We start from the raw sequence: 14,002 nt of genomic DNA on the forward strand, positions 1-14,002 counted from the left end.
TTGCTTACCATTTAGACTACATCTTCTCGGCAGTTCAATGTCTTGACGCATTTCGGGTCAGAACTGAGCCGCCGGGCATCATCCGTTGATCCCCCCGCAGCCCGCCTGTGTCTGCGACGACTCCAAGGTACCCGTTGACCGCGATGGACGCACAGTACAAGCCCCACGATATCGAACGCGACGCCCAGCAATTCTGGGATACCCACCAATGCTTCAAGGCCGTGGAGGACGCCGAGCGCGAACCTTTCTATTGCCTGTCGATGTTTCCCTATCCCAGCGGCAAGCTGCACATGGGGCATGTGCGCAACTACACCATCGGCGACGTGGTCTCTCGCTATCAGCGCATGCAGGGCAAGAACGTCATGCAGCCCATGGGTTGGGACGCCTTCGGCATGCCGGCCGAGAATGCCGCCATCCAGAACCGGGTACCGCCGGCCAAGTGGACCTACGACAACATTGCTTACATGCGCCACCAGTTGAAGGCACTGGGTTTTGCCTACGACTGGAGTCGCGAGTTCGCGACCTGCGACAGCAGCTATTATCGCTGGGAGCAATGGTTCTTCACCAAGCTCGTCGACAAGGGGCTGGTCTACAAGAAGATGTCCACCGTCAACTGGGACCCGGTGGACCAGACGGTGCTCGCCAACGAGCAGGTGATCGAGGGGCGTGGCTGGCGCTCCGGCGCCCTGGTCGAGCGCAAGGAGATTCCGCTGTGGTTTCTCAAGATCACCGACTACGCCGAGGAGCTGCTGACGGACCTGGACAAGGTCGACTGGCCCGAGCAGGTCAAGACCATGCAGCGCAACTGGATCGGCAAGTCATATGGCGTGGAGATGACGTTCGACATCCGGGAAGCCAGCGGCCATGCCCTCACGCCGGTCAACGTCTACACCACCCGCCCCGATACGTTGATGGGCGTGACCTACCTGGCGGTGGCGGCCGGTCATCCCCTGGCCAAGCAAGCGGCCGAAGGCAATGTTGAACTGACCGACTTTCTCGAGGAATGCGCCCAGGGCGGCACCTCCGAGGCGGCACTGGCCACCATGGAAAAGAAAGGCATGCCCACCGGGCATGTGGCCGTACATCCCCTCACCGGCGATGAGGTTCCCGTTTATGTCGCCAACTTCGTGCTGATGGAATACGGCACCGGCGCGGTAATGGCCGTGCCGGGCCACGACCAGCGCGACTGGGAATTCGCCACCCAATACGACATCCCCATCAAGGCGGTGATCGCCGACGCACATGGCCAGGCGCCGGACCTCACCGAGGGCGCCCATGTCGAGTATGGCACCCTGATCCATTCCGGCGAGTTCGACGGCCTCGCCTTCCAGGCCGCCTTCGATGCCATCGCCGCCAGGCTCGAGTCGCTCGGTCGCGGCGAGGTCAAGACCAACTTCCGCCTGCGCGACTGGGGTGTGGCGCGTCAGCGTTACTGGGGCGCGCCGATCCCGGTCAAGTACGGTCCCGAAGGCCAGACCGTGCCGCTCACCGATGACGAGCTGCCGGTCGAGCTGCCCATGGAGGTCACCGTCGACGCCACCGGCTCGCCGCTCAAGCGCATGCCGGCGTTTTCCGACCTGGGCGACGGCTGGACGCGCGAGACCGATACCTTCGACACCTTCATGGAATCGTCCTGGTATTACGCCCGCTTCTGCTGCGCGGACAATACCGATGCCATGCTCGACGAGCGCGCCAATTACTGGCTGCCGGTGGATCTCTACGTCGGCGGCATCGAGCACGCCATCCTGCACCTGCTGTACGCACGCTTCTTTCACAAGCTGATGCGCGACTTCGGCCTGGTGGACAGCGACGAGCCCTTCCAGCGTCTGCTGACCCAGGGCATGGTGATCGCCGAAACCTATTACCGGTCTACCGATAACGGCGGCAAGCAGTGGTTCAACCCTGCCGATGTCGAGGTCAAGCGCGACGACAAGGGCCGCCCGGTCAGCGCCGTGCTGGCCAGCGATGGCCAGCCGGTCGAGATGGGCGGCATCGAGAAGATGTCGAAGTCGAAGAACAACGGCGTCGACCCCCAGTCGATGATCGACCGCTTCGGCGCCGATACCGTGCGCCTGTTCATGATGTTCGCCGCACCGCCCGAGCAATCGCTCGAGTGGTCCGATTCCGGCGTCGAAGGCGCCCACCGCTTCCTCAAGCGCGTGTGGCGCTTAGTCGCCGAGCATCTGGAGGCAGGCGAGCCAGGGAATCTGGATGTCGAGGCACTCAGCGAGCCCCAGCGAGAACTGCGTCGCAAGACCCACGAGACCATCAAGAAGGCCGGCGACGACATCGGCCGGCGTACCACCTTCAATACCGCGATCGCCTCCGTCATGGAACTGACCAACGCACTGGGGCGCTTCGAGGATCGTTCACCGCTGGGCCTGGCCGTGGCGCGCGAGGCCATCGAAGCCAGCGTGCTCCTGCTGGCACCGATCGCCCCGCACGGCTGTCATGCCCTCTGGAAGGCCCTGGGACATGTCGACCCGGTGATCGATGCCGCCTGGCCCCGGGTCGACGACACCGCGCTGGTGCGCGACAGCATCGAACTGGTCGTACAGGTCAACGGCAAGCTGCGCGCGCATATCGAGGTCGCGGCCCAGGCCGACAAGTCGACCATTGAGACCGAAGCCCTGGCCGCCGAGAACGTCAAGCGACATACCGACGGCAAGACGATCCGCAAGGTCATCGTGGTGCCGGGCAAGCTGGTCAATATCGTCGTTGGCTGAGAAGCGATTCCCGGTGACGTCCAAGGCCTGAATGGCCTTCAAGGAGAGCGCCCATGCAACGCCGCACCTTTCTGAATCTTGTCCTGGCCGGTAGTGGCATCTTCGTGCTGGCCGGCTGCGGTTTTCGGCTGCGTGGGGTCACAAGCCCGGCAATCGCCCTGGAATCGCTCGCCCTCTCGGGGGCTGACAGCGATCTGATGCGTCTTGCCAGCGAACGACTCAAGGCAGCAGGCACTCGACTCGATGACGATGCCGATCTGGTACTGAACCTGGGAAACGAGACGTTCCGCGAGCGCCAGCTCGGCGTGCTGGACAGCGGTACCCAGGAGCGCGAACTCGAGCTCTCCGCCCCCTTCTCGGTACAACGCCGAGATGGAACCTACCTACTGGATCAGCAGCGCCTCGACGTTTCGACCCGCTTCACGGTGAGTGACGACAACCTTCTTTCGAACCAGGACCTGCGCGACGAGGCCATGCAGCAACTCCGCCAGCAAGCGGTTCAACAGCTGATGGATCGCCTGCGGAGCCTGGCCGAAGAATGACGGGCCGAGGCATGACAGCCCAACGCTTGCAGACAAGGCCATGAAGGAGCGGTTATGAAGGTCTTTGCCGACAAGCTTCCCGAGGCGCTGGCGAAGACATTGCCCCCCGTCGTGATGGTGGCCGGCGACGAGCCGCTTCAGCACATGGAAGCCTGCGATGCCGTGCGCCAGGCCGCACGTTCCGCCGGCATCGAAGAGCGCGACGTCCTGCCCGTTGAGGCCAACTTTGCCTGGGGGCGACTCACCGAGGCGGCGGCCAGCCTATCGCTGTTTGCCTCGCGTCGCCTGATCGAACTGCGCCTTACCGGTAACAATCTCGGTCAGGAAGGCGCCAAGGCCCTGAAGGAATACGCCGATGGCCTGAAGGACAGCGATGACGTGTTGTTGATCGGCATGGGGAAGCTCGATTTTCGCCAGCAGAAGAGCGCCTGGTTCCAGGCGTTGGACAAGGCCGGCCTCTTCGTGCCGGTCTGGCCGGTCGACGCCTCACGCCTGGGCTTCTGGCTGCGCGACCGTGCTCGACGCCATGACCTCAACCTGGAACTCGACGCCGCTCGCCTGCTCGCCGAACGCACCGAGGGTAATCTGTTGGCTGCCGACCAGGAGCTGCAGAAGCTTGCGCTCCTGATGCCATCCGGCGCCCGCGTCACGCCTCAGGAGATTGTCGGGGGAGTAGAAGACAATGCCCGCTACGACGTCTTCGTGCTGGTGGATGCCTGCCTCAAGGGCGAGCTCGGGCGGGTCTCACGCATCATCGAAGGATTACGAGGGGAAGGCGTCGAGCCGCCGATCATGCTCTGGGCATTGACCCGCGAGCTGCGCACCCTGCTCTCGCTGCATCAACACATGGACCAGGGGCAGAGTTTCGAGCACGCCTGCAAGGCGCAGAAGCCAATGATCTTCGACAAGCGGCGTCCCGCCTACCAGCAGGCACTGGGTCGGCTCCCCGTGAAGCGCTTGCACAAGCTGCTGCTGTTCGCCCAGCGCCTCGACCTTGCCGTCAAGGGCGCCTCGCCCTTGCCACTCCACGACGGCCTGCATGACCTTGCCTTGACGCTCGCCGGAGGGCGCGGCTTGCTGGCCGAGCTTCCGTCGTCCTACCGCATCGGCTGACGCTCCCTCGGAAGGAGCGACCTCGGGCTCTCGACTCGCTGGTTCGATCCTGACGTTGAGGGCCAAGGGTATGAAAGCACATGGCATTTTGGCCTATACTGCTGTCACCAGCATCGTACCTCTCGCCTCGCTTGAGCGCGACGCATGGCATATCGAGAAACCGGAAGCCGAACCAAAAAGAAGGATGCCCCTCATGATGAAGAAGATTTGCCGTTTCCTGAGTCCGTTACTCATCGCCGCCCTGGTGCTCGGCAGCCTTCCCGTGGTAGCCGCCAGCCAGCCGACGCCGGGAACCACCCTGATCAGCACCGAGGAAGCCTTGAGTGCCGAGCGCGGACAGAGCCATCGTGAGCGTATCCACACGATCCTCGCCCGCGACGATGTCCAGGAGCAACTGGTGGCACAGGGTGTCGACCCGGCGGAAGTCGAGGCGCGTGTCGCTGCCCTCTCGGATGCCGAAGCCGCGCAGATGGCCGACCAGCTTGAAGAGCTTCCCGCCGGCGCCAGCGTGGTCGGGGCACTGTTCGCGGTGTTCGTGATCCTGCTGGTGACCGATATCCTGGGCCTGACTAACGTCTTCCCCTTCACTCGCTGAAGCGTGACAAGATGTTGACAAGCCGAGTCTGGTATCTTGAGAACGCCCGCACAGCGGGCGTTCTTGTCTTGCGCAAGCGCCTACGAAAAATCCCGGGGCTCCGCTTTGCAGGGCTTTGTCTGGTCTTGCTGCTGTTGACCGGCTGTGCCGCCACGCCGCAACTGGCCGACACGACGCAGCAGCGACTTCCCGAGCGACTACTGCTCGATGATGTCCCCTTTCATGGTCAACGCGACTATCAATGCGGCCCTGCGGCTCTTGCCATGGTCCTCAATGCCCAGGGCGTCGAAGTATCAGTCGATGCGCTGATTCCCCAGGTATTCTTGCCCGGCCGCGAAGGCAGTGTGCAGCCGGAGATGCTGGCCACGGTTCGCCGACATGGGCGCATTCCCTTCGTGATCGAGGGCAATCTCGATACGCTGCTGACCGAAATTGCCGCCGGCCAGCCGGTTGTCGTGATGCAGAATCTTTCCCTGCCTGCCTGGCCACTCTGGCACTACGCTGTCGCCATAGGCTTCGACCTGGAGACAGACGAGTTGATCCTGCACAGCGGGGAAACACCGCAGCGAATCGAGTCCTTCAAGCGTTTCGATGCGACCTGGGCGCGCAGTGATCGGTGGGCCTTCGTGACCTTGGCTCCCGGAAAACTGCCCGAAACCATCAATGAAGATACTGCCATAGAGGCGACCACGGCATGGGAACGTCTTCAGGGTGCCGAGGCTTCTTTGCCCGCCTGGAACGCTATCGTGGAACGTTTCCCCGGCACTGCCATGGGCTACTTTGCACTCGGCAATGCCCGTCATGCTGTCGGCGATGACGGGGGCGCCATTCACGCCTTCGAACAGGCCGTGGCCAACGACCCGAATCTTGCCGTAGGTTGGCTGAATCTGGGTCTCCTTCATCGCGCCAGGGGTGAGAACAGCCAAGCACGACGGGCGATGCAACAAGCGGCTGACCTGCCGGGCAAATGGCAGGCGCATGCCGAGGATGCACTGAATAGACTATAGGAGCCGCCTGATCCCGCTGCTGCGCCATGCCCGACAGGGTCCGCTCACTCTGCTGACGGCGGCCCGCGACTTGGAGAGGACACATCTTCCCCTCCTCAGCGAGGCTATCCTTCAAGCGCTACACCAAGAGGACGCGGCGGATCGCGAACCGGCCTCGCCGCCCTGCTACCGTCACCAATTCGACGAGTCCTGATTCTCCTGGGAGTCGCGGTGATGCAGACCCACCATGCGTCCCCGACTGCGCAGTGGCCAGCAGCATCGGCACATTCAGGCGACTTCCTTCACCTCGGAACGGTGCACCTCTCTGGCGCAGTCGACACAGTGGTAGCGGCGCTCGAACCTGAGCATCCGCTCCCACCAGGATTGCTTGACCTTGTAAAGCCCGAAGCTGAAGCAGTGAGGGCACTGAAGTTTCATGGGAACTCCCGCGAGAAAAGGGTGATGGAATGGTTTCCTAGTCTAGCGCCGCAGCCCATAATCCCGGCAGACCATTTTTCTGATGCCCGACATCGGCCAGGCATCCAAAAAGGAAGCTAAGACAGAGTGAAACGCGAGCCAGTCACCGATCAGCTGGCTTCAAACCTTCAACGAATCGCCACGTCCCACCGCGTAATAGCGCAGCCCGGCCTCACTCACGCTTTGCGGATCATACAGGTTGCGTCCATCCACGATCACGGGACTGCCAAGTTGCGCCTTGAGCCAGGCGAAATCCACGGCGCGGAAGTCCTTCCATTCGGTACATACCACTAGCGCATCGGCTCCCTTAACCGCCTGGATGCGGTCGGCCACCAGTACCAGATCATCGCGCTCGCCATACAGCTGCCGGCACTCCTTCATGGCCTGGGGATCGTAAGCCTGGACGGTGGCACCGGCCTCCCACAGCGCCTCCATCAGGGTACGGCTTGGCGCATCGCGCATATCATCGGTATTGGGCTTGAAGGCCAACCCCCATAGCGCAATGGTCCGGCCTGACAGATCACCGTCGAAAGCTCGCGACAGCTTGGTGAACAGCGAACCCTTCTGACGCCGATTGACTGACTCCACCGCGGTCAGCAGTTCTGCCGGATAGTCGACTTGGTAGGCGGTTCGCGCAAGAGCCTGCACATCCTTGGGGAAGCAAGAGCCGCCATAGCCGCAGCCCGGGTAGATGAACTGATAGCCGATGCGTGGGTCGCTGCCGATGCCGCGGCGCACCTGCTCCACATCTGCTCCCAAGCGTTCGGCCAGGTTGGCGATCTCGTTCATGAAGCTGATCTTGGTGGCGAGCATGGCGTTGGCGGCGTACTTGGTCAGCTCGGCGGCCCGCACCTCCATGAACATCAGCTTGTCGTGCAGGCGGATATAGGGGGCGTAGCAGTCGCGCATCAGCGTCTTTACGCGCTCCGAATCGGTGCCAACGATGATCCGCGCGCCATGAGTAAAATCCTCGATGGCGGCGCCTTCCTTGAGGAATTCCGGGTTGGAACAAACATCGAAATCGACCGACTCGCCGCGCCCCGCCAGCGCCAGGCTCATCGTCTCGCGTACCTGGTCGGCGGTGCCCACCGGCACCGTGGACTTGTCGACCACTACCTTGTAGTCGGTCATATGCCGACCGATGCTCTCAGCCACCGCCAGCACATACTGCAAGTCGGCGCTACCGTCCTCATCGGGCGGCGTACCCACGGCGATGAACTGCAGCGTACCGAAGGCCACCGCCTCGGCCGTGTCGGTGGTGAAGCGCAACCGTCCCGCCGCCACGTTCGCCTTCACCATGCCCTCGAGGCCGGGCTCGAAGATCGGGATCTCCCCCTGCTCGAGCCGAGCGATCTTCTGCACGTCGATATCCATGCACATCACATCGTGGCCGACATCGGCCAGACAGGTACCCGTCACCAGCCCCACGTAACCGGTCCCAAAAATTGTGATCTTCATTCACTGTCTCCTGCAATCGAATCGGGTCGTTGTCGGCCACTCGAACCGCCGGCGCATTCTAGCCGGTGCCCTTGCGAAATTCATGCTGCCTGTCGCGTTGCCCCCCGGATGAGTTTCCTCCTGCCTCATGAAGCAGGCACGCCATGTATGACAACTCAGTAATTCCCGATGGCAGACAAAGATACAGAATGTAAGCTTTAGTTTCTATATGTGATGTGTTTCGCTACCCACACAAGAGTCCGTATGCTCAACGCTCTCTCCCTGGCCGGCCATCAGTGTTCGAACCCCACCGCCAGCTGCCCCAGAGCGACGGGCAGGGGCATCAATGGCAGGGCCGCCAGGCCCCTCACAGCCCCTCATTCATCTCTCAGGGCGGCGGCCAGGCACGCCTGGGCCTCCTCGATCAGCCGCTCCAGGTGCGCCTCGCTGACGAAGCTTTCCGCATAGACCTTGTAGAGCGGTTCGGTACCGCTGGGCCGCGCGGCGAACCAGCCGTTGGTGGTGATCACCTTCAGCCCGCCGATCGGCGCTCGATTGCCCGGTGCCGTCGTCAGTATCTGCTCCACCGGATCGCCGGCCAGGCGCTCGATGGCCAACGCCGAGGGGTCTAGCCCCTTGAAGGCCTGCTGCTGTGCGCGGCTGCAGGGCGTATCCACGCGACGATAGTGCGGCCGGCCGTGATACGTGGTCAGCATCTGATAGGCATCGCTGGGACGCCGCCCTGTCACCGCCATGATCTCCGCCGCCAGAAGGCACAGCAGGATGCCGTCCTTGTCGGTGGACCAAGGCCGCCCGTCGAAGGTCAGGAAGCTCGCCCCGGCGCTCTCCTCGCCGCCGAAGGCCAGCCAACCCTCGTGCAGGCCCTCGACGAACCACTTGAAGCCGACCGGCACCTCATGCAGCGGGCGACCGCGGGCGGCTACCACGCGGTCGATCAGCGAGGAGGAGACCAGCGTCTTGCCGACCCGCAGGGTCTCTGGCCAGCTCGGGCGATGCGTCAGTAGGTAGTCGACGGCCACCGCCAGGTAGTGGTTGGGGTTCATCAGCCCGTCGGCATCGACGATGCCGTGGCGATCGGCGTCTGGATCATTGCCGAAGGCCAGGTCGAAGCGCGACTTCATGGCCAGCAGATTGGCCATGGCCGCCGGGCTTGAGCAGTCCATGCGGATCCTGCCATCGTGATCCGGCGGCATGAAGGCAAAGGCCTCGTCCAGTTCGGTGTTCACCACCTCGAGCGCCAGCCCGTAGCGCGCGGCGATGGCCTGCCACACCGGCAGCGCCGTGCCGCCCATGGGGTCGGCCCCCAGCTTCAGGCCCGCGTCGGCAATGGCCGCCATGTCCACCACCTCGTCCAGGGCCGCCACATAGTCGCCCAGCATGTCGTGGCGCTCGGCGCCGGCCAGGGCCTCGTCCAGCGCCATGCTGGATGCCCCGTCGAGCCCCGCCGCCAGATAGGCATTGGCGCGCCGCTCGATCTCGCCGGTAATCTCCCCCTCGGCGGGCCCGCCATGCGGGGGGTTGTACTTGATGCCGCCGTCCTCGGGAGGGTTGTGGGACGGCGTGATGATCAGGCCGTCGGCGAATGCAACACCGGGCCTCGCGTTGTGCTGAAGGATGGCGCGGCTGACCAGTGGCGTGGCGGTCAACTCGCCGTCACGCTCGATGCGCACCGCCACCCCATTTGCCACCAGCACGCCCAGTGCGCACTCCCAGGCCGGCCGGGAGAGTGCGTGGCTGTCGCGACCGAGGAATAACGGGCCGGTGATGCCGGCCGCGCGGCGATAGTCGACGACCGCCTGGGTGATCGCCAGGATATGCCCGCGGTTGAAGGAGCCCGCCAGCGCACGGCCGCGGTGGCCCGAGGTCCCAAAGTCGACTGCCTGCCCCGGCTCGCTCGGATCGGGATGAATATCATCGAACGCCTGCAGGATCTGCTGCATCGGTCATGCCTCCATGCCTAGGGAAATCGAAGTTCGTCAGGCAGGAGATGATAGAGCAGTGGCCGGCCAATGCCACCCGCTCATGTTGCCAGGCACTCGACCTCGGCCTCCCGAAGCAGTTGCAGGGTGGCCGCCACCACGATCCGCTCGTCGAACTCCTCCTCGATGCGCCGCCGCGCCGCCGTGCCGGCCTGCTGCAGTCGCTCGGGGGACATGGCCAGGCACTCGCGCATGCGCAGGGCCAGGGACACGGCGCTCTGCACCTCGCACAACCAGCCGGTCTCTCCCGCCACCACCGCCTGACGACACCCCGGCACATCGGAGACGATAGACGGTCGCCCCATGGCGGCGGCTTCCAGCACGGTACGCGGCATGCCCTCGCGGTAGGAGGGCAGCACCAGCACATGGGCCTGCTCGAGCCACGGCCGTACATCGTTCTGCTCGCCCTGATACTCGATCACCCCGGCGGCCTGCCAGCGGCGCACCTCCTGCTCGCCGATCGCCGTTCGATTGCTGGCCCCCAGCGGGCCGATCAGCAGGAAACGCGTCTCTGGATATTCGCGCCTCACTTGCTCGGCGGCCTGCACGTACTCGCGCACCCCCTTGTCGCCCAGCAACCGAGCGATCATCACAAAGGTGAACGGCGACTTCGCCGGCAACGGCGAGAAGGCGAAGCGTGAGGTGTTCATCCCCGAGCCCGGCAGCACCGTGCTCGGGGTATCGCGCAATAGGCCGTGAGCCTGGAAAAGCTCGTGGTCCTCGCGGTTCTGGAAGAACACCCGCCGCGCCCCGCGGTTGGCGAAACCGTACAGCGAGCGCACCCGGCGGAACAGCCAGCTATCGTGGAGGAAGGCGGTGCCCAGCCCCGAGACGTTATTGGCGTAGGGAATGCCTAGCAGGCGACAGGCCAGCCCGGAGTAGATGTTGGCCTTGACCGTGAAGTTGAACACGAAGACCGGCCTCGTCTCCCGCAGCGCAGCGACCAGCGTCAGCAGGCTTTTGCCCTCACCCAGCAACCGGGTACTCTTACCCTCCATGGCTAGCGGCCGGTGCTCGACCCCCAACTCCTCCACCAAACGGCGCGTGTAGACATCGTGCGGCGCCAGACTAATCACACGGAAGCCGGCGTCACGCAGGGCCAGCAGGGTACCGCGGCGGAAGTTATAGAGATACCAGGAGCTGTTGGAGACCAAGACCACCGTATCCCTGCGATGCATATTATGCCCTCGGCGCTGTCGTCATCCTCATAGCAATGCCAGGTATCGCTCGGCGGCTGACGAATGTAAATAATAGCTTACAACGTATATACATATTATTACATTTAAGACCACGCCTTACTTCCTGATATCTCTCATCGGCGGGCATGAGCCGCCTGCCAAAGCGATGACGCCCTCTCCCGCCCCGCGGTGACTTCAAAGCCGATGACGATATTGCGTCTTGACGATTACAAAGGGAAACACTTCAATAAGCACGAATGACCGCCGAGGACCGCAACCCAGTCCGCGAAAATCGCCTCATTCTGGAGAAGGAGCTAAAGTTGAAAATCGCCTTCATCACGACCGGCCTGGACACTGGCGGCGCCGAAGTTTTCCTGATCGATCTACTCAAAAGTCTTAAGGCCTCGGGCGTCGACCCGCTGGTGATCAGCCTCACCGGCAAGGGGGTGCATCACGACGGAATCGTCGAGATCGGTGTACCGGTGATCGCCCTGGAGGGCTACAACGCCCTGATGCTGCCGCTGCTCAAGAAGCGTGTACTCAAGGAGGTGAAGCGCTTCGCTCCCGACCTGATCCAAGGCTGGATGTACCACGGCAACTACATCGCCTCCGACGTGGGCGCCCGCCTAGGGGTACCGGTCGCCTGGAGCGTGCATCACTCGGTATCGGACATAAGCAAGGAAAAGCCAGTGCTGCGCCTGCTGCTCGGCGGCTCGAAGAAGCGCTCGAGCGAGGCGCGCTTCATCCAGTACTGCTCGCAGGTCAGCCGCACCCAGCATGAGCGTATCGGCTTCGACGCGACCCGGGGGCGGATCATCCCCAATGGCTTCGACTGCGACAAGTTCTCGCCCGACGAATGGAAGCGGGCCACGGCGCGGCGTCGGCTTGGCGTCGTGGCGGAGCACTTCCTAATCGCCCATATCGGTCGCTACCATCCCATGAAGGACCATGCCAACTTCCTACGCGCCGCCCGGCAGGCGCTGGATGTCGATGACCGCTTCCGTTTCTTTCTAATCGGCCCCGAGGTGGACGCCTACAACGCGGAGCTAGTCCACCTGAGGCGCGAACTAGGCATCGAATACGCCGTGCACTTTCTGGGGCTACGCAATGACGTGGACCGGCTGATGCACGCCTTCGACCTGGTCTCGACCTCCTCGGCCTGGGGCGAGGCGTTCCCCATCGTGCTCGGAGAAGCCATGGCGTGCGGCATTCCATGCACTGCCACTGCCATCGGCGACTGCCACTACCTGATCGGCGAGACCGGCAGCATCGTGCCGCCCCGTGACCCCGAGGCCCTGGCCTCGGCCTGGGTAGAGCTCATGCTGGAAGACGCCACTGACCGCCGGACCCGTTCGCAGGCGGCGAGGAAACGCATTCTCGAGAACTTCAGCATCGATGCCATCGCCGAGCAGTTCCTCGCCCTCTACCGCGATACGCTTCCCGCCGCAAAGGGTGATGCTTCTCATCAGCACGTGAAATACTCGTGAATTAGACATACTTTGCGGCCGCTGATGATGCCGGATTCAGCGTTATCAACTTCACCACACTCGCAAGGTGGTTTTTCTAGCGAATGGCGCCTGTCGCATTGACCGCTTACGCTCGACACCATTGAATGACGGCGACAAGGGAATGGCAAGTCGCAACTCGAGTCCGCCACATTCTCCATGATGTCGAGATGACTAGATGTTGAAAATCGCATTCATCACCACCGGTCTGGATACCGGCGGTGCCGAGGTGTTCCTGATTGATCTGCTCAAGAACCTGAAAGCCTCGGGTATCGATCCCTTGGTGGTCAGCCTCACCGGCAAGGGGTTACTCCATGACGAGTTGGTCGAGTTCGGGGTGCCGGTGGTCGCCCTGGAGGGCTACAGCCCGCTGATGCTGCCGCTGCTCAAGCACCGCGCCCTGCAGGAAGTCAGGCGCTTCGGCCCCGACCTGGTGCAGGGCTGGATGTACCATGGCAACTACATCGCCTCCGACGTGGGCACCCGCCTCGGCGTGCCAGTCGCCTGGAGCGTGCACCATTCACTGTCAGGCCTCAGGCAGGAGAAGAAGTCCTTGCGCCTGCTGATCCATCTCTTGCGCAAGCGCTCCGGCAAGGCGACTTTCGTCCAGTACTGCTCCCACGTCAGCAAGTATCACCACGAACGCATCGGCTTCGCCACTCACAACAGCCGGGTCATTCCCAACGGTTTCGATTGCAACAAGTTCGCCCCCGACCCGCCGCAGCGCGCCACGGTCAGGCGACAGCTGGGTCTTTCAGACGAGCATTTCGCCATCGCCCATATCGCCCGCTACCACCCCGTCAAGGACCATGCGAACCTGCTGCATGCCGTCAAGCGAGCCCTGGCGGTCGATGATCGCTTTCGCTGCTACCTGATCGGCGACCAGGTGGACGACGACAACGCTGAGCTGGTCGCGTTGCGGCGCGAGCTGGGTATCGAGCACGCAGTGCACTTCCTCGGCCTGCGCAAGGACGTGGACCGGCTGTTGCCTGGCTTCGACCTGGTCACCACCTCATCGGCCTGGGGTGAGGCTTTCCCCATCGTACTCGGCGAGGCCATGGCCTGCGGCATCCCCTGCACGGCCACCGACCTGGGCGACTGCAGATACCTGATCGACGACACCGGCCTCGTCGTGCCCCCCCGGGACCCGGCGGCCCTCTCCGCCGCCTGGCTGGAATTGCAGCAGGAAGCCCCCGAGGTCAGGGAAGAACGCTGCCGTGCGGCACGACGCCGTATCGTCGAGAACTTCAGCATCGATGCCGTGTCGGCGCGCTTCAAGGCCCTCTACGAGGAAGCCCTGCGCAGCACTCCCGGCCCCTTCGCTACCAGAGCCTAGCATCGGCAACCGGAGGAGCCGCTCGGGCGGCTCCGCGTGTGTTCATGGGTTCAGATTCGATTCAGGTTCGTGCGGTATGGTGTAATGTCCATGACGTCATGGGGCAG

12 protein-coding genes are annotated in these 14,002 nt (G+C 63.3%); 8 read left to right on the plus strand and 4 right to left on the minus strand.

Translation table 11 applies throughout. From position 1 onward, the window contains the following. Positions 1 to 143 precede the first annotated feature (143 nt). From leuS to KG088_RS20050, 6 genes are all read left to right on the plus strand, one after another. Entirely contained in the window at positions 144 to 2,726 is a 2,583-nt protein-coding gene (gene leuS / locus KG088_RS11385) for a leucine--tRNA ligase (protein WP_213825646.1), read from the plus strand. 53 nt (positions 2,727 to 2,779) lie between these two features. Then, complete coding sequence (locus KG088_RS11390) at positions 2,780 to 3,268, plus strand: LPS-assembly lipoprotein LptE (protein ID WP_213825647.1); 489 nt, start codon at positions 2,780 to 2,782, stop codon at positions 3,266 to 3,268. 54 nt (positions 3,269 to 3,322) lie between these two features. After that, positions 3,323 to 4,381, plus strand: coding sequence for a DNA polymerase III subunit delta (holA, locus tag KG088_RS11395; protein ID WP_213825648.1), 1,059 nt, complete (start codon positions 3,323 to 3,325; stop codon positions 4,379 to 4,381). 196 nt (positions 4,382 to 4,577) lie between these two features. After that, a complete protein-coding gene (locus tag KG088_RS11400; RefSeq protein ID WP_213825677.1) occupies positions 4,578 to 4,976 on the plus strand; it encodes a PA2779 family protein in 399 nt (132 codons plus the stop codon). 11 nt (positions 4,977 to 4,987) lie between these two features. Next, positions 4,988 to 5,983 (plus strand): PA2778 family cysteine peptidase, encoded by a 996-nt coding sequence (locus KG088_RS11405; protein WP_213825649.1) that lies wholly within the window; start codon positions 4,988 to 4,990, stop codon positions 5,981 to 5,983. A gap of 10 nt (positions 5,984 to 5,993) precedes the next feature. Continuing rightward, positions 5,994 to 6,176 carry a DUF488 family protein, N3 subclade gene (locus tag KG088_RS20050; protein WP_406565602.1) on the plus strand — a complete coding sequence of 61 codons (183 nt, stop codon included), beginning with the start codon at positions 5,994 to 5,996 and terminating at the stop codon, positions 6,174 to 6,176. Between the two features lie 74 nt (positions 6,177 to 6,250). Here the strand turns inward: KG088_RS20050 and KG088_RS11410 are convergent, their stop codons facing one another. The 4 genes from KG088_RS11410 to KG088_RS11425 form a co-directional block, all read right to left on the minus strand. Further along, positions 6,251 to 6,400, minus strand: coding sequence for a hypothetical protein (locus KG088_RS11410; RefSeq protein ID WP_213825650.1), 150 nt, complete (start codon positions 6,398 to 6,400; stop codon positions 6,251 to 6,253). Between the two features lie 159 nt (positions 6,401 to 6,559). Beyond that, entirely contained in the window at positions 6,560 to 7,897 is a 1,338-nt protein-coding gene (locus KG088_RS11415; RefSeq protein ID WP_213825651.1) for a UDP-glucose dehydrogenase family protein, read from the minus strand. Between the two features lie 356 nt (positions 7,898 to 8,253). Further along, the gene (locus KG088_RS11420) at positions 8,254 to 9,837 is read right to left on the minus strand and encodes a phosphohexomutase domain-containing protein (RefSeq protein ID WP_213825652.1); all 1,584 of its coding nucleotides are present in this window, start codon (positions 9,835 to 9,837) and stop codon (positions 8,254 to 8,256) included. A gap of 80 nt (positions 9,838 to 9,917) precedes the next feature. Next, positions 9,918 to 11,054, minus strand: a complete 1,137-nt coding sequence (locus KG088_RS11425; RefSeq protein ID WP_213825653.1) for a glycosyltransferase family 4 protein — start codon at positions 11,052 to 11,054, stop codon at positions 9,918 to 9,920. Positions 11,055 to 11,374: 320 nt separating this feature from the next. Between KG088_RS11425 and KG088_RS11430 the strand changes: the two genes are divergently transcribed. Next, a complete protein-coding gene (locus KG088_RS11430) occupies positions 11,375 to 12,541 on the plus strand; it encodes a glycosyltransferase (protein ID WP_213825654.1) in 1,167 nt (388 codons plus the stop codon). A gap of 196 nt (positions 12,542 to 12,737) precedes the next feature. Continuing rightward, positions 12,738 to 13,895: a glycosyltransferase gene (locus tag KG088_RS11435; protein WP_213825655.1), complete on the plus strand. Its 1,158-nt coding sequence runs from the start codon at positions 12,738 to 12,740 to the stop codon at positions 13,893 to 13,895. The last annotated feature ends 107 nt before the right edge of the window (positions 13,896 to 14,002 follow it).

Origin of the sequence: Halomonas jincaotanensis (genome assembly GCF_018448785.1) — a bacterium.
Taxonomy (GTDB): Bacteria; Pseudomonadota; Gammaproteobacteria; order Pseudomonadales; family Halomonadaceae; genus Halomonas; species Halomonas jincaotanensis.

Coding starts and splice junctions, on each gene's coding strand:
- leuS (WP_213825646.1), top strand. CDS start 144: ATGGACGCACAGTACAAGCCCCACGATATCGAACGCGACGCCCAGCAA.
- KG088_RS11400 (WP_213825677.1), top strand. CDS start 4,578: ATGAAGAAGATTTGCCGTTTCCTGAGTCCGTTACTCATCGCCGCCCTG.
- KG088_RS11390 (WP_213825647.1), top strand. CDS start 2,780: ATGCAACGCCGCACCTTTCTGAATCTTGTCCTGGCCGGTAGTGGCATC.
- KG088_RS11415 (WP_213825651.1), bottom strand. CDS start 7,897: ATGAAGATCACAATTTTTGGGACCGGTTACGTGGGGCTGGTGACGGGT.
- KG088_RS11420 (WP_213825652.1), bottom strand. CDS start 9,837: ATGCAGCAGATCCTGCAGGCGTTCGATGATATTCATCCCGATCCGAGC.
- holA (WP_213825648.1), top strand. CDS start 3,323: ATGAAGGTCTTTGCCGACAAGCTTCCCGAGGCGCTGGCGAAGACATTG.
- KG088_RS11405 (WP_213825649.1), top strand. CDS start 4,988: ATGTTGACAAGCCGAGTCTGGTATCTTGAGAACGCCCGCACAGCGGGC.
- KG088_RS11410 (WP_213825650.1), bottom strand. CDS start 6,400: ATGAAACTTCAGTGCCCTCACTGCTTCAGCTTCGGGCTTTACAAGGTC.
- KG088_RS11435 (WP_213825655.1), top strand. CDS start 12,738: ATGTTGAAAATCGCATTCATCACCACCGGTCTGGATACCGGCGGTGCC.
- KG088_RS11425 (WP_213825653.1), bottom strand. CDS start 11,054: ATGCATCGCAGGGATACGGTGGTCTTGGTCTCCAACAGCTCCTGGTAT.